Annotated in this window: 13 protein-coding genes; 10 read left to right on the plus strand and 3 right to left on the minus strand. The window is 73.5% G+C overall.

Annotated elements, in window-relative coordinates:
• Nucleotides 1–131: 131 nt before the first annotated feature.
• Nucleotides 132–1,475, minus strand: a complete 1,344-nt coding sequence (locus ACWEQL_RS09545; RefSeq protein ID WP_452149629.1) for an ROK family protein — start codon at nt 1,473–1,475, stop codon at nt 132–134.
• A gap of 147 nt (nt 1,476–1,622) precedes the next feature.
• Between ACWEQL_RS09545 and ACWEQL_RS09550 the strand changes: the two genes are divergently transcribed.
• The 4 genes from ACWEQL_RS09550 to ACWEQL_RS09565 all read left to right on the plus strand — a co-directional run bounded on the left by ACWEQL_RS09550 (nt 1,623) and on the right by ACWEQL_RS09565 (nt 6,315).
• The gene (locus ACWEQL_RS09550) at nt 1,623–2,933 is read left to right on the plus strand and encodes an ABC transporter substrate-binding protein (protein WP_452149630.1); all 1,311 of its coding nucleotides are present in this window, start codon (nt 1,623–1,625) and stop codon (nt 2,931–2,933) included.
• Between the two features lie 14 nt (nt 2,934–2,947).
• Nucleotides 2,948–3,943 carry a carbohydrate ABC transporter permease gene (locus ACWEQL_RS09555; protein WP_452149631.1) on the plus strand — a complete coding sequence of 332 codons (996 nt, stop codon included), beginning with the start codon at nt 2,948–2,950 and terminating at the stop codon, nt 3,941–3,943.
• Nucleotides 3,944–3,980: 37 nt separating this feature from the next.
• The gene (locus ACWEQL_RS09560; protein WP_452149674.1) at nt 3,981–4,820 is read left to right on the plus strand and encodes a carbohydrate ABC transporter permease; all 840 of its coding nucleotides are present in this window, start codon (nt 3,981–3,983) and stop codon (nt 4,818–4,820) included.
• Between the two features lie 124 nt (nt 4,821–4,944).
• On the plus strand, nt 4,945–6,315 hold the full coding sequence (locus tag ACWEQL_RS09565; RefSeq protein WP_452149632.1) for a GH1 family beta-glucosidase: 1,371 nt from the start codon (nt 4,945–4,947) through the stop codon (nt 6,313–6,315).
• A gap of 188 nt (nt 6,316–6,503) precedes the next feature.
• On the opposite strand, the gene ACWEQL_RS09570 is transcribed toward ACWEQL_RS09565, so the two are convergent.
• Entirely contained in the window at nt 6,504–7,520 is a 1,017-nt protein-coding gene (locus tag ACWEQL_RS09570) for a LacI family DNA-binding transcriptional regulator (RefSeq protein WP_452149633.1), read from the minus strand.
• A 185-nt stretch (nt 7,521–7,705) separates the two neighbouring features.
• Between ACWEQL_RS09570 and ACWEQL_RS09575 the strand changes: the two genes are divergently transcribed.
• From ACWEQL_RS09575 to ACWEQL_RS09590, 4 genes are all read left to right on the plus strand, one after another.
• Nucleotides 7,706–9,919, plus strand: coding sequence for a discoidin domain-containing protein (locus tag ACWEQL_RS09575; protein WP_452149634.1), 2,214 nt, complete (start codon nt 7,706–7,708; stop codon nt 9,917–9,919).
• 278 nt (nt 9,920–10,197) lie between these two features.
• Nucleotides 10,198–12,387 carry a discoidin domain-containing protein gene (locus ACWEQL_RS09580; RefSeq protein WP_452149635.1) on the plus strand — a complete coding sequence of 730 codons (2,190 nt, stop codon included), beginning with the start codon at nt 10,198–10,200 and terminating at the stop codon, nt 12,385–12,387.
• Nucleotides 12,388–12,487: 100 nt separating this feature from the next.
• Nucleotides 12,488–13,600, plus strand: coding sequence for a DUF1996 domain-containing protein (locus ACWEQL_RS09585; protein WP_452149636.1), 1,113 nt, complete (start codon nt 12,488–12,490; stop codon nt 13,598–13,600).
• 220 nt (nt 13,601–13,820) lie between these two features.
• A complete protein-coding gene (locus ACWEQL_RS09590) occupies nt 13,821–15,245 on the plus strand; it encodes a GH1 family beta-glucosidase (RefSeq protein WP_452149637.1) in 1,425 nt (474 codons plus the stop codon).
• 49 nt (nt 15,246–15,294) lie between these two features.
• Here ACWEQL_RS09590 and ACWEQL_RS09595 read toward each other — a convergent pair whose 3' ends face one another.
• Complete coding sequence (locus ACWEQL_RS09595; RefSeq protein WP_452149638.1) at nt 15,295–16,065, minus strand: hypothetical protein; 771 nt, start codon at nt 16,063–16,065, stop codon at nt 15,295–15,297.
• Between the two features lie 520 nt (nt 16,066–16,585).
• Here ACWEQL_RS09595 and ACWEQL_RS09600 point away from each other — a divergent pair.
• Both ACWEQL_RS09600 and ACWEQL_RS09605 read left to right on the plus strand, forming a co-directional pair.
• Nucleotides 16,586–17,770 (plus strand): FAD-dependent monooxygenase, encoded by a 1,185-nt coding sequence (locus ACWEQL_RS09600; RefSeq protein WP_452149639.1) that lies wholly within the window; start codon nt 16,586–16,588, stop codon nt 17,768–17,770.
• Nucleotides 17,771–17,985: 215 nt separating this feature from the next.
• The gene (locus ACWEQL_RS09605; RefSeq protein ID WP_452149640.1) at nt 17,986–18,573 is read left to right on the plus strand and encodes a lytic polysaccharide monooxygenase auxiliary activity family 9 protein; all 588 of its coding nucleotides are present in this window, start codon (nt 17,986–17,988) and stop codon (nt 18,571–18,573) included.
• Nucleotides 18,574–18,711: the final 138 nt, after the last annotated feature.

Raw genomic sequence — 18,711 nt, forward strand, 5'->3', positions numbered from 1 at the left:
GGCGCGGGGGGCCCGGCCCCCGGGGCGGCCGCGCACCACAACAGATGTGTTTTCCGCCGGGGGCCGGCCCCCCCCCGGCCCCGGTAGCGCCGCGCGGGCCGCCCCCCCCCGGGGGGGCCCCAGCGCCTCGCTCATGAGGTGACGCGGTCCTGGAGGGCCGTCTGCCAGGCGGGCGCGGGGGCGTCCTCCTGGACCGCCCGGCGGCCGCCGCGGGCGAAGAAGTCGGCGAGCGGGAGGATCGCGGCGCCGACCGTGACCGCCTCGGGCCCGAGCCTGCCGAGGTCGATGCTGGTGCGGCTGGCCGGGTAGCGCAGCGCGTAGGAGGTGGCGTACTCCTTGACGGCGTCGAGGAAGCGCGCGCCGAGCTGGAGGCCGGCCCAGCCGCCGACCAGGATGCGCTCCGGCTGGAAGAGGTTGATCAGGTCGGCGAAGCCGGCGCCCAGGTACTCGGCGGTCTCCTCCAGGACGGCGCGGGCGGTGCTGTCCGGCGCGGTGTCCTCGGCGGCCGGGTAGGCGGCGGCGAGCATCGCGGTGAGCGCGGTCTCCTCGTCGGCGCCCTCGGGCGGGGTGCCGCCGGCCTCCTGCCAGCGTTCCAGCAGCGCCTCGGCGCCGGCGTACGCCTCCAGGCAGCCGAGGGTGCCGCAGCGGCAGCGGCGTCCGCGCACCCGGACGGTCAGGTGGCCCCATTCGATGGCGCGGCCCGGGCCCATGTCCTCGTTGATGACGCTGGCGCCGACGCCGGAGCCGAAGAGCACGAAGACCGCGTTGCGGGCGCCGCGCCCGGCGCCGAACCACATCTCCGCCTGCCCGAGGGTCATGGCGCCGTTGTCGATGTAGTACGGCACGCTGTCGGGCAGGATGCCCGTCCCCCGCAGCATCTTCTCCAGCGGGACGCCGTCCCAGCCGATGGTCTGGCCGTGCACCACGGCGCCGTCCGCGTCGGTGCGGGCGACGATGCCGGGCACGCCGACGCCGACGCCGAGCAGCCGCTCGGCGGGCACGTCGGCGGCGCGCAGCACCTCGGCGATGCCGTCGCGGACGTGGCCGACGACGACGCCGACCTCGTAGCGCTCGTGGGCACGGGCCCCGCCGACCTGGAGCGGCTTCTCCACGCGGGCGAGCTCGGTGAGCGCGAGGTCGAAGAGCTCGATCCGGATCCGGGTCTCGCCCACGTCCACGCCGATCATGCATCCGGCCCCGGGGGTGACCCGCAGCAGGATCCTGGGCCGGCCGCCGGCGGAGTCGACGCTGCCGGCCTCCTCCACCAGGCCCTCGGCCACCAGCTCGGCCACCACGTTGCTGACCGAGCCCGAGCTCAGCCCGGTCGCCGGGCCGAGCGTCAGGCGGCTGAGCGGCCCGTCGAAATACAACCGTTGCAGAACCGCGGTGCGGTTCTCGCGCCGCAGGTCACGCACCGTGCGGCCACTTCTCGCTTGCACTCTGCCCCCTGTTCCTGAAGTCCCTGAACGCAACATACCCCCACCGGGGGCCTTGACGCGAACTTCCCTTGCGGTTTAACTCACATCCTAAATTAAGCCGGAAGGGCAAGCCGGGGGCCGCAGCCGCTCGCAACCCCCGCCCTCCGGCCTCCCCACCAATCCCCGAAAGGGTCCTGAGGAGCCATGCGCACATTCAGAGCCGCCGCCGTGTCCGGTGCCGCCAGCCTCGCCCTCGTCCTCACCGCCACCGCCTGCAGCAGCGGCGGCGGCCCGGGCAGCTCCCAGCCCAAGACCCTCACCTACTGGGCCACCAACCAGGGCGCCAGCCTGGAGGTCGACAAGCAGGTGCTGCAGCCGGAGCTCGACAAGTTCGAGAAGGAGACCGGCATCAAGGTCAAGCTGGAGGTGGTGCCCTGGAGCGACCTGCTCAACCGGATCCTCACCGCCACCACCTCCGGACAGGGCCCCGACGTCCTCAACATCGGCAACACCTGGAGCGCCTCGCTCCAGGCCACCGGCGCCCTGCTGCCCTGGGACGCCAAGAACTTCGACAGGATCGGCGGCCGCGACCGCTTCGTCGAGTCCGCGCTCGGCTCCACCGGCGTCCAGGGCAAGGACCCGGCCGCCGTCCCGCTGTACTCGATGGCCTACGCCCTCTACTACAACAAGAAGATGTTCAAGGACGCCGGCATAGAGAAGCCGCCGGCCACCTGGGACGAGCTGGTCGCCACCGGCAAGAAGCTCACCGGCGACGGCAAGGCCGCCATCGGCGTCGAGGGCTCCAACCTCTCCAACAACATCCACCAGGTCTTCGTCCTCGGCAAGCAGCACGGCGCCGACTTCTTCACCTCCGACGGGAAGCCGAACTTCACCTCCGAGGGCGCGGTCGCGGCCGTCAAGCAGTACGTCGACCTGATGGCCGAGCACAAGATCGTCGCGCCCGGCAACGCCGAGTACGCGCAGAACCAGTCGCTCAGCGACTTCGCCAAGAACCGCACCGCCATGGTCCTGTGGCAGACCGCCTCCGCCACCTTCAAGTCCCAGGGCATGGCCGACGAGGACTGGGGCGTCGCCCCGGCCCCCGTGCCCTCCGGCACCCCCGGCCAGGGCAACGCGACCAACTCGATGGTCGCCGGCATCAACATCGCCGTCTTCAAGAACACCAAGAACCTCGACGGCGCCGCCAAGTTCGTCAAGTTCATGACCGGCGACGCGGAGCAGAAGATCCTCAACCAGACCTACGGCTCCATCCCGCCGGTCAAGGCCGCCCAGCAGGACCCGGTGTTCAACACCCCCTCGCTGACCGTGCTGCGCCAGACCCTCGCCACCAGCGCCGCCGCCCTGCCGCAGGTGCCCGAGGAGTCCCAGTTCGAGACCGTCGTCGGCACCGCGGTCAAGGACCTCTTCGCCGAGGCCGCCGCCGGACGCCCGGTCACCACCGAGACCGTTCGGGCCAAGCTCGAAAAGGCCCAGCAGCAGATGCCCAAGAAGTAGGTCCGGACCACCAGATGACCACCACCGTCACCCCTGCCCCCGGCGGGCGGACGGCACGGCCCGGCCGTACCGGAGGGGCGCCTGCACCGCGCCCCTCCGGGCGGCTGCGCCGCACCGCGCTGCCGTACCTGCTCCTGCTGCCCGCCCTCGTCCTCGAACTCCTCGTCCACCTCGTGCCGATGGCCATGGGCATCGTCATGAGCTTCAAGGAGCTCACCCAGTTCTACATCGCCGACTGGGACACCGCTCCCTGGGCGGGCCTGGACAACTTCGAGCTGGCCGTCGACTTCAACGCCCCCGTGGGCGAGGCCCTGCTCCGGTCGTTCCTCACCACCTGCCTGTTCACCGTCTGCTCGGTCGGCCTGTGCTGGCTGATCGGCACCGCCGCGGCGATCTACCTCCAGGAGAACTTCCGCGGCCGCGGCCTGCTGCGCACGCTCTTCCTCGTCCCGTACGCGCTGCCCGTCTACGCCGCCGTCATCACCTGGGCGTTCATGTTCCAGCGCGACAACGGCCTGGTGAACCACGTGCTGCACGACCAGCTCGGCATCGGCGACAGCCCCGCCTTCTGGCTGATCGGCGACAACAGCTTCTGGGCACTGCTCACCGTCTCGGTCTGGAAGGGCTGGCCGTTCGCCTTCCTCACCCTGATGGCCGGGCTGCAGAACATCCCGCGCGACATGTACGAGGCGGCCGCCCTGGACGGCGCCGGCGTCTGGAAGCAGATCCGGCACATCACGATGCCCTCGCTGCGCCCGGTCAACCAGGTCCTGGTCCTGGTCCTCTTCCTGTGGACCTTCAACGACTTCAACACGCCGTTCGTGCTCTTCGGCAAGGCGGCCCCCGAGGCCGCGGACCTGATCTCGCTGCACATCTACCAGTCCTCGTTCCAGACCTGGAACTTCGGCACCGGCTCGGCGATGTCCGTGCTGCTGCTGCTCTTCCTGCTCCTGGTCACGGGCGTCTACCTGCTGCTCACCAACCGGGGAAGGAAGGCCGCCCGTGGCTGACACCTCGACCACCGGGGCCGACGGCGCCCGCTCGCCGATGGCCCCGCCGCGGTCCTTCCTGTGGAGCCGGCGGATCTTCCTGACCGTGCTGTCCGTCTTCGTGCTGCTGCCGGTCTACGTGATGATCTCCAGCTCGCTCAAGCCGCTGGAGGACGTGACCGGCGAGTTCCACTGGCTGCCGTCCACGCTCACCGTCCGGCCGTACCTGGACATCTGGGACACCGTCCCGCTCGCCGACTACTTCGTCAACTCGCTGGTGGTCTCGGGCCTGGCGACCGTCTGCTCGGTGGTCATCGCGGTGTTCGCCGCGTACGCCGTCAGCCGGTACGGGTTCCGCGGCCGGCAGCTGTTCACCGTCACCGTGCTGTCGACGCAGATGTTCCCCGGCATCCTCTTCCTGCTGCCGCTGTTCCTCATCTACGTCAACATCGGCAACGCCACCGGCATCGCGCTGTTCGGCTCGCGCGGCGGGCTGATCCTCACCTATCTGACGTTCTCGCTGCCGTTCTCGATCTGGATGCTCATCGGGTACTTCGACTCGATCCCGCGCGACCTCGACGAGGCCGCCAAGGTCGACGGCTGCGGGCCGCTCGGCGCGCTGTTCCGGGTGATCGTCCCGGCCGCCGTGCCCGGGATCGTCGCGGTCGCCGTCTACGCCTTCATGACCGCCTGGGGCGAGGTGCTGTTCGCCTCGGTCATGACCAACGAGACCACCCGCACCCTCGCGGTCGGACTCCAGGGCTACTCCACCCAGAACGACGTCTACTGGAACCAGGTGATGGCCGCCTCCCTCGTGGTGAGCGTGCCCGTCGTCGCCGGATTCCTGCTGCTCCAGCGCTACCTGGTCACCGGCCTGACCGCCGGCGCCGTCAAGTGACCGCGCCACCCACCGTCACCCGACCGCGCGCCGCGCACGGCCGCACGGCCGCGCCGCGCGCCGTCGGGTGACCCCGCCCACCCCACCACCGAACGCTTCCGCGACCGACTCCGAGAGGTCCCCCGTGTCCGAATCCGCCGACACCCGCGCACTCGACCTGGCCGCCTTCCCGGCCGACTTCACCTGGGGCACCGCGACCTCCGCCTACCAGATCGAGGGGGCCGTGGCCGAGGACGGCCGCGCCCCGTCCATCTGGGACACCTTTTCCCGCACCCCCGGCGCCGTGGACAACGCCGACCACGGCGACACCGCCTGCGACCACTACCACCGCTGGCCCGAGGACGTGGAGCTGATGCGCCGCCTCGGCACCGACGGCTACCGGATGTCCATCGCCTGGCCCCGGGTCTTCCCCGGCGGCGACGGCCCGCTCAACCCGGCCGGCCTCGACTTCTACGACCGCCTGGTCGACGGCCTGCTCGCCGCCGGCATCGCCCCCTCCATCACCCTCTACCACTGGGACCTGCCGCAGGCCCTCCAGGACCGCGGCGGCTGGACCGAGCGCGACACCGCCGAGCACCTCGCCGCGTACGCGAGCGTGGTCGCCGACCGCCTCGGCGACCGCGTCACCAGCTGGGCCACCCTCAACGAGCCGCTCTGCTCCGGCTGGATCGGCCACCTGGAGGGCCGGATGGCCCCCGGCCTGAGCGACCTCACCGCCGCGGTCCGCGCCTCCTACCACCTGCTGCTCGCCCACGGCCTCACCACCCAGGCCGTCCGGGCCGCCGCCCCCGGCGCCCGGATCGGCCTGGTCACCAACCACTCCACCGTCGCCCCCGCCAGCACCCGGCCCGAGGACGTCGCCGCCGCCGCCCGCATGGACGGCCACAGCAACCGCTGGTGGCTCGACCCGGTGTACGGGCGCGGCTTCCCCGCCGACATGCGGGAGCTGTACGGCGTCGAGCTGCCGGAGCGCCCCGGCGACCTCGACGTGATGGCCACCCCCACCGACTGGCACGGCCTCAACTACTACTTCCCGATGGTCGTCGAGGACGACCCGGACGGCCCGGTGCCGTACGCCCGGGAGGTCGCCGTGCCCGGTGTGCCGCGCTCCGGGATGGACTGGCCGGTCGACGCCGACGGGCTGGAGGGCATGCTGATGCGCCTGACCGACGACTACGGCGTCCGCCGCATCTACGTCACCGAGAACGGCTCCGCGTACCCCGACACGGTCCGCGCCGACGGCAGCGTCCACGACCCGGAGCGCACCCGCTACCTGGAGGAGCACCTGGCCGCCTGCGCCCGGGCGGTCCGCAAGGGCGCCCCGCTCGCCGGGTACTACGCCTGGTCGCTGCTGGACAACTTCGAGTGGGCGTACGGCTACGACAAGCGCTTCGGCCTCGTCCACGTGGACTACGCGACCCAGCGGCGCACCCTCAAGGGCAGCGGCCACCGGTACGCGGAGATCATCCGGGCGCACCGCGGCGCCGCCGGCTGAGCCCGGCCGGCGGGCCCGGCTGCCGAACCCCGCCCGCTGAGCCCGCCCGCTGAACCACCCTCCCGGTGCCCGACCGACCTCGCCGGGGGTCGGTCGGGCACGCCCTCCGTGCGGCGGCCTCTCCTACGGGCCGTCAGGCGTACGGGGGCCGAGCCGCCACGGAACGGTCAGGTGGAGCCACGGAACGGTCAGGTGGAGCCGCGGACCACCAGCTCCGGCTGGAAGAGCACCGGGGCGTCCTCCCGCCCGTCCTCCAGCCGGTCGGTCAGCAGCCGCGCCATGGCCGCCGCCATCCGCTCCACCGGCTGGCGGACCGTGGTCAGCGGCGGCCGGCAGGCCGGCGCGGCGCTGGAGTCGTCGAACCCCACCACCGCCACCTCCGCCGGCACCGCCCGCCCGTGCTCGCGCAGGTACTGGCAGGCGCCCTGCGCCATCAGGTCGTTGGCCGCGAACACGCCGTCCACCTCCGGATGCCCGCGCAGCAGCCGCTCCATCGCCCGGGCCCCGCTCTCCACCGTGAAGAGGCCCTCCTCCACCGGCACCCCGGTCACGCCCGCGGCCGCCGCCGCGTCCAGGAACCCGGCCAGCCGCTGCGCCGCGGCGGGGGCCGAGGCCGGCGCGCCGATCACCGCGAGCCGTCGCCGGCCGCGGGCCAGCAGGTGACCGGCGGCCAGCGCGGCGCCGGCCACCTGGTCGAGATCCACCCAGCCCGTCGGCGCCCCGCCGGCGGGCCGTCCGAACGTCACCACCGGGATCCGCGCCGCCACCAGCAGCCCCGGCAGCGGGTCCTCGGCCTGGAGCGACACCACCAGGGCACCGTCCGCGCCGCCCTGGCGCAGGTACTCCACCACCTGGGTGCGGGCCGGCCCGGACTCCGCGAACAGCAGCACCGGCTGCACCTGCCGGGCGCGCAGGTACTCCAGCACGCCCTCGACCACCCGGCCGAAGAACGGGTCGGTGAACACCCGCGCGGCGAAGCTGTCGCCCGCCCCCGAGATGACCAGCGCCACCGCGCCCGTGCGCCGGGTCACCAGGGAGCGGGCCGCCCGGTTGGGCGCGTAGCCGGTACGTTCGATGGCGCCGCGCACGGCCTCCTGGATCTCCGGATCCACGTTGCGGATGCCGTTCACCACCCGTGACACGGTCGCGCGCGACACCCCCGCCTCGCGTGCGACGTCCTCCAGTGTCGGTCCCCTTGTGGCCATTCCTGCACCCTATGACTTGTCTGCGGGTGCCGGTGGGAGCGCTCCCCTCCACGAGCTGCTCACACACTTAAGGAAAGTCGAAAGAAAAGGTCCGCCCGACGCCTTGACCGTCACGCCGGCCGCCGGGCAAGGTTTCGGGAGAGCGCTCTCCCTCGTTTCCTCCCTGTAACGCAAGGAGCCCCCACATGTCCGCAGTCGGGATACCGCCTGCCTTCCGCCGCCCGGCCCCCACGCCGGCCGCGGCCACCGGTACCGCCCGCGTCACCCGGCGCACCACCGCCGGCGCCCTGGTCACCACCCTGGTCGGCACGCTGCTCGCCCTCGCCCCCACCACCGAGGCCCACGCCGCGCCCGTCCTGCTCTCCCAGGGCAAGCCCGTCACCGCCTCCAGCGCCGAATGGGCCGGCACCGCCGCCACCGGCGCGGTCGACGGCGACCTCGGCACCCGCTGGTCCAGCGCCTTCTCCGACAACCAGTGGCTCCAGGTCGACCTGGGCACCCCCGCCGCCCTCAGCCGGGTCGACCTGCGCTGGGAGGCCGCGTACGCCAAGGCGTACCGGATCGAGATCTCACTCAACGGCACGGACTGGACCACCGCGTACTCCACCGCGAACAGCCCGGGCGGCAACGAGTCGGTCGCCGTCAACGGCACCGCCCGCTACGTCCGCCTCCAGGGCGTCACCCGGGCCACCGGGTACGGCATCTCGCTCTGGGAGTTCCAGGTCTTCGGCTCCACCGACGGCAACGTGCCGCAGCTGCCGGGCGGCGGCGACCTCGGCCCGAACGTGCACATCGTCGACCCGTCCACCCCCGACCTCCAGGGCAAGCTGGACGCGGTGTTCCGGGAGCAGGAGTCGGCGCAGTTCGGCACCGGCCGCCACGCCTTCCTGTTCAAGCCGGGCACCTACCAGGGCCTCAACGCCCAGATCGGCTTCTACACCCAGATCGCCGGCCTCGGCCTGAAGCCCGACGACACCCTGATCAACGGCGACGTGACCGTGGACGCCGGCTGGTTCAACGGCAACGCCACCCAGAACTTCTGGCGCTCCGCCGAGAACCTGGCGCTCAACCCCGTCAACGGCACCGACCGCTGGGCGGTCTCCCAGGCCTCGTCCTTCCGCCGGATGCACGTCAAGGGCGGGCTCAACCTCGCCCCCAGCGGCTACGGCTGGGCCAGCGGCGGCTACATCGCCGACAGCAGGATCGACGGCCAGGTGGGCAACTACTCGCAGCAGCAGTGGTACACCCGGGACAGCTCGATCGGCGGCTTCTCCAACAGCGTCTGGAACCAGGTCTTCTCCGGCACCGAGGGCGCCCCGGCGACCGGGTTCCCCGAGCCCCGCTACACCACGCTGGACACCACCCCCGTCTCGCGCGAGAAGCCCTTCCTGTACCAGGACGGCGGCGAGCTCAAGGTGTTCGCCCCCGCCAAGCGGGTCAACGCCCGCGGCACCAGCTGGGAGGGCACCCCGCAGGGCGAGTCGATCCCGCTGAACCGCTTCTACGTGGTCCGCCCCGGCACCGGCGCCGCCACCATCAACGCGGCCGTCGCCCAGGGCCTGCACCTGCTGTTCACGCCCGGCGTGTACCACGTCGACCGGACGATCGAGATCAACCGCCCCGGCACCATCGTGCTCGGCCTGGGCCTGGCCACCGTCGTCCCCGACAACGGCGTGACCGCGATGCGGGTCGGCGACGTGGACGGCGTCCGGCTGGCCGGCTTCCTGATCGACGCCGGCCAGGTCAACTCGCCCACCCTGCTGGAGGTCGGCCCGGCGAACGCCTCCGCCGACCACTCGGCGAACCCGACCACCGTGCAGGACGTCTACATCCGCGTCGGCGGGGCCGGCCCCGGCAAGGCCACCACCAGCATGGTGATCAACAACGACGACACCATCGTCGACCACACCTGGGTCTGGCGCGCCGACCACGGCGAGGGCGTCGGCTGGGAGACCAACCGCGCCGACTACGGCGTCCGTGTCAACGGCGACGACGTCCTGGCCACCGGCCTGTTCGTGGAGCACTTCAACAAGTACGACGTGGAGTGGTACGGCGAGCGCGGGCGCACGATCTTCTTCCAGAACGAGAAGGCCTACGACGCCCCCAACCAGGCCGCCATCCAGAACGGCGCCACCCGCGGCTACGCCGCCTACCGGGTGGACGACTCGGTCAACACCCACGAGGGCTGGGGCCTGGGCAGCTACTGCTACTACAACGTGGACCCGAACATCCGCCAGGAGCACGGCTTCAAGGCCCCGGTGAAGCCGGGCGTGAAGTTCCACAGCCTGCTCACCGTGTCGCTGGGCGGCAACGGCCAGTTCGACCACGTGATCAACTCCACCGGCGCCCCCACCGAGGGCACCGCCACGATCCCGTCGACCGTCGTCTCCTTCCCGTGACGGCGATCTGAGCGGACCGACCCCGGCCCCCGTCCCCCACGGCGGGGGCCGGCCCCCGAAACCCCCTTCCGGGCAGCACCCCCCTGGGGCCCGTCCCCCGGATCCCCGGATCCCCGGATCCCCGGATTCCCGGATTCCTGGGTTCCTGGGTTCCTGGGTTCCTGGAGGATCCGACCGACGGGCCCCGACCCCCTGCGCTGCCCGGAAGGGCCCGGGGCCGCTCCCCCCAGCACCACCGCAGCACCTGGACAACCCCGACCGTTCGATCAGGAGCCGCCATGCCCCCCACTCCCGCCGTCCCCGGACGCGCCCGCGGGCGCGTCCGGACCGCCGCCTCCCTCATGACCCTCGGCGCACTGCTCGCCGGGTCGCTCACCCTCACCACGGCCGCCCCCGCCTCGGCCGCCCCCGCCGCCGAGACCCTGCTCTCCCAGGGCCGGCCCGCCACCGCCTCGACCACCGAGGGCACCGCCTTCCCCGCCTCCGCCGCCGTCGACGGCGACCTCACCGGCACCCGCTGGGCCAGCGAGTGGCGCGACCCCCAGTGGATCCAGGTCGACCTCGGCCGCACCGCCGACCTCAGCCGCGTGGTGCTGCGCTGGGAGGCCGCGTACGGGCGGGGCTACGAGATCCAGGTCTCCGACAACGGCGCCGACTGGCGCACCCTCAAGGCCGTCACCGACGGCGACGGCGGCACCGACGACCTCGCCGTCTCCGGCTCCGGCCGCTACGTGCGGATGTACGGCACCCAGCGCCCCGGCGGCTACGGCTACTCGCTGTGGGAGTTCCAGGTGTACGGCTCCGAGGGCGGCACCCCGCCGCCCGCCCGCGGCGCCGTCCGGGTCACCGGCGGCCAGGGCGACTGGCAGCTGACCGTCGGCGGCCGGCCGTACCAGGTCAAGGGCGTCACCTGGGGCCCGGCGATCGCCGACGCCCCGCGCTACCTGCCCGACGTGCACTCCATGGGCGTCAACACCGTCCGCACCTGGGGCACCGACGGCGCCACCCTGCCGCTGCTGGACGCGGCCGCCGCCAACGACATCAAGGTGATCAACGGATTCTGGCTCCAGCCGGGCGGCGGCCCGGGCTCCGGAGGCTGCGTCAACTACGTGACCGACGCCGCCTACAAGGCGAACGCGCTCACCGAGTTCTCCCGCTGGGTCGAGGCGTACAAGGCGCACCCCGCCACCCTGATGTGGAACGTCGGCAACGAGTCCGTGCTCGGCCTGCAGAACTGCTACGGCGGCGCCGAACTGGAGGCGCAGCGCGACGCCTACACCTCCTTCGTCAACGAGGTGGCGAAGCGGATCCACAGCCTCGACCCGGACCACCCGGTCACCTCCACCGACGCTTGGACCGGCGCCTGGCCGTACTACAAGCGCAACGCCCCCGACCTCGACCTGTACTCGATGAACTCCTACGGCGACGTGTGCGGGGTGCGCCGGGACTGGGAGCAGGGCGGGTACACCAAGCCGTACATCATCACCGAGACCGGTCCGACCGGTGAGTGGGAGATGCCCGAGGACGCCAACGGGATCCCCGACGAGCCGACCGACGTGCAGAAGGCCGAGGGCTACACCCGGGCCTGGGACTGCGTCACCGGGCACCGGGGCGTGGCGCTGGGCGCGACGGTGTTCCACTACGGCACCGAGCACGACTTCGGCGGTGTCTGGTTCAACCTGCTGCCGGACGGCCTGAAGCGGCTGTCGTACTACGCGGTGAAGCGGGCGTACACCGGCTCCACCGCCGGCGACAACACCCCGCCCGTGATCACCGGGATGAGCGTCACCCCGTCCGGGAACGCGCCGGCGGGCGGCGAGTTCACCGTGCACGCCGACGTCCGCGACCCCGACGGCGACCCGGTGACGTACAAGGTCTACCTCTCCGGCAACTACGCCGACGGCGACAAGCGGCTGGTCGAGGCGCGGTGGCGGCGGCTGGGCAACGGGGACTTCGCGGTCACCGCGCCCGAGAAGCTCGGGGTGTGGAAGGTCTACCTCCAGGCCGAGGACGGCCACGGCAACGCGGGCATCGAGGCGAAGTCGGTCCGGGTCACCGCGCCGCCGGTCGCCGGCACCGACCTCGCCCTGAACCGGCCCACCACCGCCTCCTCCTTCCAGGCCTCGTACGGCGACTGCCCGTGCACCCCCGCGCTGGCCACCGACGGCAACGCCGCCACCCGCTGGGCCAGCGACTGGAGCGACCCGCAGTGGCTCCAGGTCGACCTGGGCGCGGTGAAGTCCTTCCGCACGCTGCAGATCGTCTGGGACCCGGCCTACGCCCGCGCCTACGAGGTGCAGGTCTCCGACGACGGCTCCACCTGGCGCGGCATCCACTCCGTCACCGCCGGCGACGGGAACGTGGACACGATCGACGCGGCGGCCAGCGCCCGCTACGTACGGCTCCGGCTGACCGCCCGCGGCACCGGCTGGGGCTACTCGGTCCACGAGCTCGGCATCTACGGCTGAGCCTCCGCGCCACCGGATCCCCGCCGGCGGCGGGCGCCCCACGGCCCGCCGCCGGCACCCCGGCACCCCACCCGTCCGCACTCCCCGTGAGGAGAGCACCATGACGTTCCGAGGAAACACCCTGGCCGCCGCCTTACTCGCCGCCGCCCTCGGCGGTACGGCGCTGGGCGTCGGCACCTTCGCCGACGCCTCGGCGGCCCCCGCTCCCGTCCCCGCCCCCGCCCCTGCCGGGGCGGCCGTCCCGGCGGCGTCCGACCACGCCGGGCACGCCGGGCACGCCGCCGCGGTGGCGCAGCTGCCCACCGGGGACGACCCGGACGGTGACGGCTACATCCCCGCGGTGCCGCCGGTCACCGGGGTCACCCCGTCCTGGGAGAAGCCCGCGCCGGCGTACTTCCACGAGTTCCAGGCCAACTGCGCGGTCAGCCACACCGCGCCGGACGACCCGATCGTGTACCCGGGCCGCCCGGGCGCCTCGCACGACCACACCTTCATGGGCAACACCTCCACCGACGCCCGCTCCACGACGGGTTCGCTGAGCGGCGGGGCGAGCACCTGCACGGCGCCGGCCGACGCCTCGGCGTACTGGATGCCCTCGCTGTACGACGGCGACCGCAAGGTGCTGCCGGTCGGGCCGCAGGTGATCTACTACAAGTCGGGCGTCACCGACTACACCAGCGTGCGGCCCTTCCCCAAGGGCCTGCGCTTCGTGGTCGGCGACCCGGCGCAGTCGGAGCAGCAGTTCCGCGCGCACGACGGCTGGGTCGAGGGCTGGGAGTGCGGCGACAGCTTCAAGAACTCCGACTTCCCCGCCCACTGCCCGGCCGGCACCCAGCTCAACCTGCGGATGCAGGCGCCGAGTTGCTGGGACGGCAAGTACCTGGACACCCCCGACCACCGCGGCCACATGGCCTACCCGGTGGTCAAGCCCGGCACCAACGACGACGTCTGCCCGCCCTCGCACCCGGTGGCGCTGCCGATGATCGAGTTCAAGATGGCCTTCCCGGTGAGCGGCGACATGTCGCGGGTCCGGCTGGCCAGCGGGCGCGGGTTCTCGTTCCACTACGACTTCCTGAACGCGTGGGACGAGCGCACCCTCAAGGCCCTGGTGGACCACTGCGTCGTCGGCGGCCTCCAGTGCGACGCCCACGGCTACGACCAGAACCGTCCCGAGCGCGGTCGCGTGCTGGGCGCGGACGGCCGGCTGCCGTAGGCCCTCGCCGGTAGGGGCGCTCAGGGCCCGTAGGACCCGTGGGCGCGCCGAGGCGGCCCGGTCGTACGGGCTCCGTACGGGCTGGAAGGCGGCCCGGCCGTCCCCTCCCGACGGCCGGACCGCCGCACCCTACCGGCCGGTACCCCACTCCCGCCACCTCCACTCCCGTCACCTGCGTCACATCCGCCGCAGCCGCCCTCCCGAGGACCGCGAACCCGCCATGACACGCCCGCCCGCCCTCACGTACGACCCCCGCCACGACGCGCTGATCGACCGCCTGCCGCCGGACTTCCGGTTCGGCGCCGCCACCTCCGCGTTCCAGATCGAGGGCGCCACGGCCGAGGACGGGCGGACCCCGTCGATCTGGGACACCTTCTGCCGCGTCCCCGGCGCCGTCGACAACGGGGACACCGGCGACACCGCCTGCGACCACTACCGCCGGATGCCCGAGGACGTCGACCTCATCGCCGGACTCGGCCTGGACACCTACCGCTTCTCGGTGTCCTGGCCGAGGGTCCAGCCCGGCGGGCGCGGCCCGGCCAACCCCGTCGGCCTCGACTTCTACGACCGGCTGGTGGACCGGCTGCTCGCCCGGGGCGTCACCCCCTGGCTCACCCTCTACCACTGGGACCTGCCGCAGGAGCTCCAGGACGCCGGCGGCTGGCCCCACCGGGACACCGCGTACCGCTTCGCCGAGTACGCCGGGCTCGTCCACGACCGCCTGGGCGACCGGGTGGAGCACTGGACCACCCTCAACGAGCCGTTCTGCTCGGCCGTCCTCGGCCACGTCGAGGGCGTCCACGCCCCCGGCCACCGCTCGCTCGCCGAGGGCGTGCGAGCGGTCCACCACCTCCACCTCGCCCACGGCCTGGCCGTCCGGCAGCTGCGCGCCGCCGCCCGCCGACCGCTGAACCTCGCGGTCACCCACCTGCTCGGCACCAGCGGCCCGGCCACCGACAGCGACGCCGACCGCGAGGCCGCCCGGCGCGCCGACGCCTTCGGCTTCCGCCTCTACCTCGACCCCGTGCTGCGCGGCCACTACCCGCCGGACCTCCTCGCCGACCTCGACCGGCGCGGCATCGAACAGCCGGTCCGCGACGGGGACCTGGAGATCATCGCCAGCCCGATCGACACCCTGGGCGTCAACTACTACCGCTCGATGCGCTCCTCCGGCACCGACCCCTCCGGGGCGGCCCACGACGCGGACGGCCACCCCGTCACCCGCAACCTCCCGCACGGCGGCCTGCCGGTCACCGGCCTCGGCTGGGAGGTGATGCCGCACGACCTCACGGCCCTGCTGCTGCGCATCTCCCGCGACCACCCCGGCGTCCCGATGGTCGTCACCGAGAGCGGCGCCGCCTACCCGGACCAGCCGGACGACACCGGCTTCGTCGAGGACACCGAGCGCACCGCCTACCTCGCCGCCCACCTCGCCGCCGTCGCCGAGGCCCGGGAGGCCGGCGCCGACGTCCGCGGCTACTTCGCCTGGTCGCTGCTGGACAACTTCGAGTGGGCGTACGGCTACGACCAGCGCTTCGGCCTGGTGCGGGTCGACTACGCCACCCAGGCGCGCATCCCCAAGCGCAGCGCGCTCTGGCTGCGCGACACCGCCCGGCGGGTCCGCGGGGGGTCCCGGGTGCGGTGACGGATCGCCGGCCCACGCACCGGCACCGGCTCCGGGCACCGGCCCGGCCTCAGTGCCGGATCGCCGGCACCGATTCGCCGAAGGCGCGTAGCCGGCCGGCGCTGTGGAGCCAGCGCACCCGGGTGCCGCAGGCCCCCAGCACCGTCCCGAGGGCGTGCCGCAGCGCCGCGTCCACCGAGGAACGGGCGGCCGCCGCGGCCGGGTCCGTACCGGCCAGGGCGGACAGCGGGCGGGAGGGACTCCAGGTCAGCTCGACGGCCCCGGCGGCACCGGCAGGGCCGGTGAGGTCGGCGCCCGTGCTCTCCCGGTCGGGGCTGAGGTGGATCCCGGCGGCGCCCGGGTGGGCGGCCAGCGGCAGCCCGGCGAGCCTGGCGCTGCGCCGGACGGCCTCGACGATCACCGGGTCCGGCTCCGCCACCGGGCCGGGGCCGGACGGGTCCCCCGACTCCGGCGGCTCCGGAGACCGCGGCAGCTCGCGCGGGATCCGCAGACCCTCACCGTGCGCGGCCACGATCCGCGTCTCGCGCCCGGTGGCGTCCGGCGCCACCTCCAGGCCGAAGGCCGGCAGGAACTCGGCCAGCGCGTTCGCCATGGCCACCGTCACCACCCGCCGGGCCGAGAACGCCACGCCGCCGGGGCCGTCCATCCTCGCCGCGCCGGCCAGCCGCGGCGACGGCAGCCAGTCGACGACCAGCCCCTCGCCCCTGGTCCGGTCACCGTCCGGTTCCGCCGCGCGCACCCAGACGCCCGGCCCCCGACCGCCGAAGGCCACCGGCAGACCGGCCAGCAGGACCGCCTCCGCCACCCGGTCCGCGAGCACCGGGTCGAACCTCGCGGTGCCCGGCCTCCCGGCGTCCGACCTCCCGCCGTCCCCGGCCGGGCGCGCGAAGAGGTACGACGGGGACCCCGGTCGGGGCGGCTCGCTTCTCAACGGCACTGGCCTTCCTGCTCGTCGTGGTGCGGGCGGGGTGCCGTCCGACTTAGGGTCTCTCTTTCGGATCACGCCAGGCGGACGCCGCCGGAGCACGCACTCCCCCAGCCTTCGGCCGGGAGGTGCCCCCACCTCCGCACCGCCGATGCACGCACTCCAACAACGCCCGCTGATCCGCCCTGATCCGAAAGAGAGACCCTCGGCCGTCTACCCCACCAGCGCCCGCGGCCACCCGGCAAGCCCCCGTCGGGGCATCGGCGAGAACCGTCAAGTCCGTACGCCGCCACCGACCGGCGGGGCACGGATTCCGGCCGAACCGGGCACGTCCGCGCGGTACTTCACCGCTCGCGGGCCCGAGTCTGCGAGGATGGGACGGTCGGTGACGGAACGGACACGCTGGGGGTGCCGGGTGACGCGAATCGTGATCATCGGCGGCGGGATCGCCGGGCCGGCGGCCGCGCTGGCCCTGCACAAGGCGGGCTTCGAGGCCACCGTCCACGAGGCGCACCCGGACACCGGGGCGGACATCGGCGCCTTCCTGACCCTGGCCAGCAACGGCATGCGCGCCCTCGCCGGGTTCGACGCCGCCGGGCCGGTCGCCGAACTCGGCTTCCCGGTCACCGCCATGAACGTCCTCGACCCGGCCGGCAACGAGCTCGCCGCCCTCCCCCTGGGCGAGCACGACCGTCCGCTGAGCCGCTACCGCTGCCTGCGCCGCGCCGAACTCGGCGCCACGCTCCGGGCCGAGGCCCGGGCACGCGGCATCGCCGTCCGGCACTCCGCCCGGCTGACCGACCTCACCGAGACCGACACCGGCGTCACCGCTCACTTCGCGGACGGGAGTTCGGCCACCGGTGACCTCCTCGTCGGGGCCGACGGACTGCACTCCGCCGTACGCGCCCGGCTCGACCCGGACGCGCCCGGGCCGGCGTACGCGGGTCAGCGCGTCTTCTACGGGTACAGCACCGCCGAGCCGCCGCCCTCCGCCGGGCCCGAGCACATCACCATGGTGCGCGGCAGCGGCACCGCCTTCGGCTACCTGGTCTCGCCGACCGGCGAGACCTACTGGTTCGCCCGGGTCCCCGGCCCGCCGGTCGACGCCGAGGAGGCCGCCGGCACCACGCCCGCCGAATGGCGCGCGTACCTGGAACCGCTGCTGCGCCCCGACCGCACGCCCGTCGCGGACATCGTCGCGGGCACCGGCGACGCACTCATGGTGACCAACGCGCTGCACCTGAACCCCGGCACCCGCTGGCGCACCCGGCGCACGGTGCTGATCGGCGACGCCGCCCACGCCGCCTCGCCGGCCACCGGCCAGGGCGCCTCGATGGCCCTGGAGGACGCCGTCGTCCTGGCCAAGGCGCTGCGCGACGCGCCGACGACGGACGCGGCGCTGACCCGGTACGAGGCGCACCGGCGGCCCCGGGCCGAGCAGAACATGGCGGTGAGCGCCCAGCTCACCGCGAGCCGCACCCCCGGGGGCCCCGGGACTGCTGCGGCGGGCGCCCCCCGTGACTCGGCGCGCCCGGCCCCGCGGGTCGATGAGGAGCTGCTGCGGCTGCTGGACTGGGACACCCGGCTGCCGGAGAACTGATTATCGGTCAAATGACCCGCGAGCGACGGGACTTGCCGGATCCTCCGACCCATCTCTCACGTACTGGTCCAGACCATTGACGGCCGGGGTCGGCGTTGCCTACGGTGTGGGCACCAACCTGGCGCAGGCATGACAGTACCCGTCTCGGTCGGCGCACCCCCACGCGCCCGTCCTGCGCCCGGCGCACTCTCCATCCACCCCCACGGAGGAGCACCATGCGCAAACGTCACTTCATCGGCGCGGCCGTCGCCGCCCTCGCCGTCCCACTGGCGATGGCCGTCCCGGCCCAGTCGCACGGCTTCATCAACCTCCCGCCGAGCCGCGCCGCGCTCTGCGGCGCGAACGTCGTCAAGAACTGCGGCGACATCCGCTGGGAACCCCAGAGCGTCGAGGGCCCCAAGGGCTTCCCGAGCCGCGGACCGGCCGATGGGACCATCTGCGCCGGCGCCGACGCGCGCTGGGCGCCGCTGGACAACCCGCGCAACGGCGCCTGGCCGACCACCAAGGTGACGGCGGGCCAGCAGCGGACCTTCACCTGGGAGATCGAGGCCCGCCACGCGACCACGAACTTCAAGTACTACCTCACCAAGCCCGGGTACGACGCGACCCAGAAGATCACCCGCGCCAACCTGGACCTGGTCCCGTTCCTGACCGTCGACTACGGCGGCCGCCAGCCCGCCGCGACCACCACCCACACCGCGACCCTCCCCACGGGCCGCACCGGGCACCACGTGGTCGTCGCGGTCTGGGAGATCGCCGACACCGCCAACGCCTTCTACTCCTGCACCGACGTCCAGTTCTGACCGCCCCACCGTGCCCGCCGGCCCCGGAGAGGGGCCGGCGGGCACGCCCCGGGGCGGCAGGGCGGGCCTCGGTCACGCGGCCCCGGTGGCGCGCCCGGGCACCACGCCGAACGGCCGACCGATCGAACCTGGCAGGAT

It is taken from the genome of Kitasatospora sp. NPDC004240 (genome assembly GCF_053603215.1).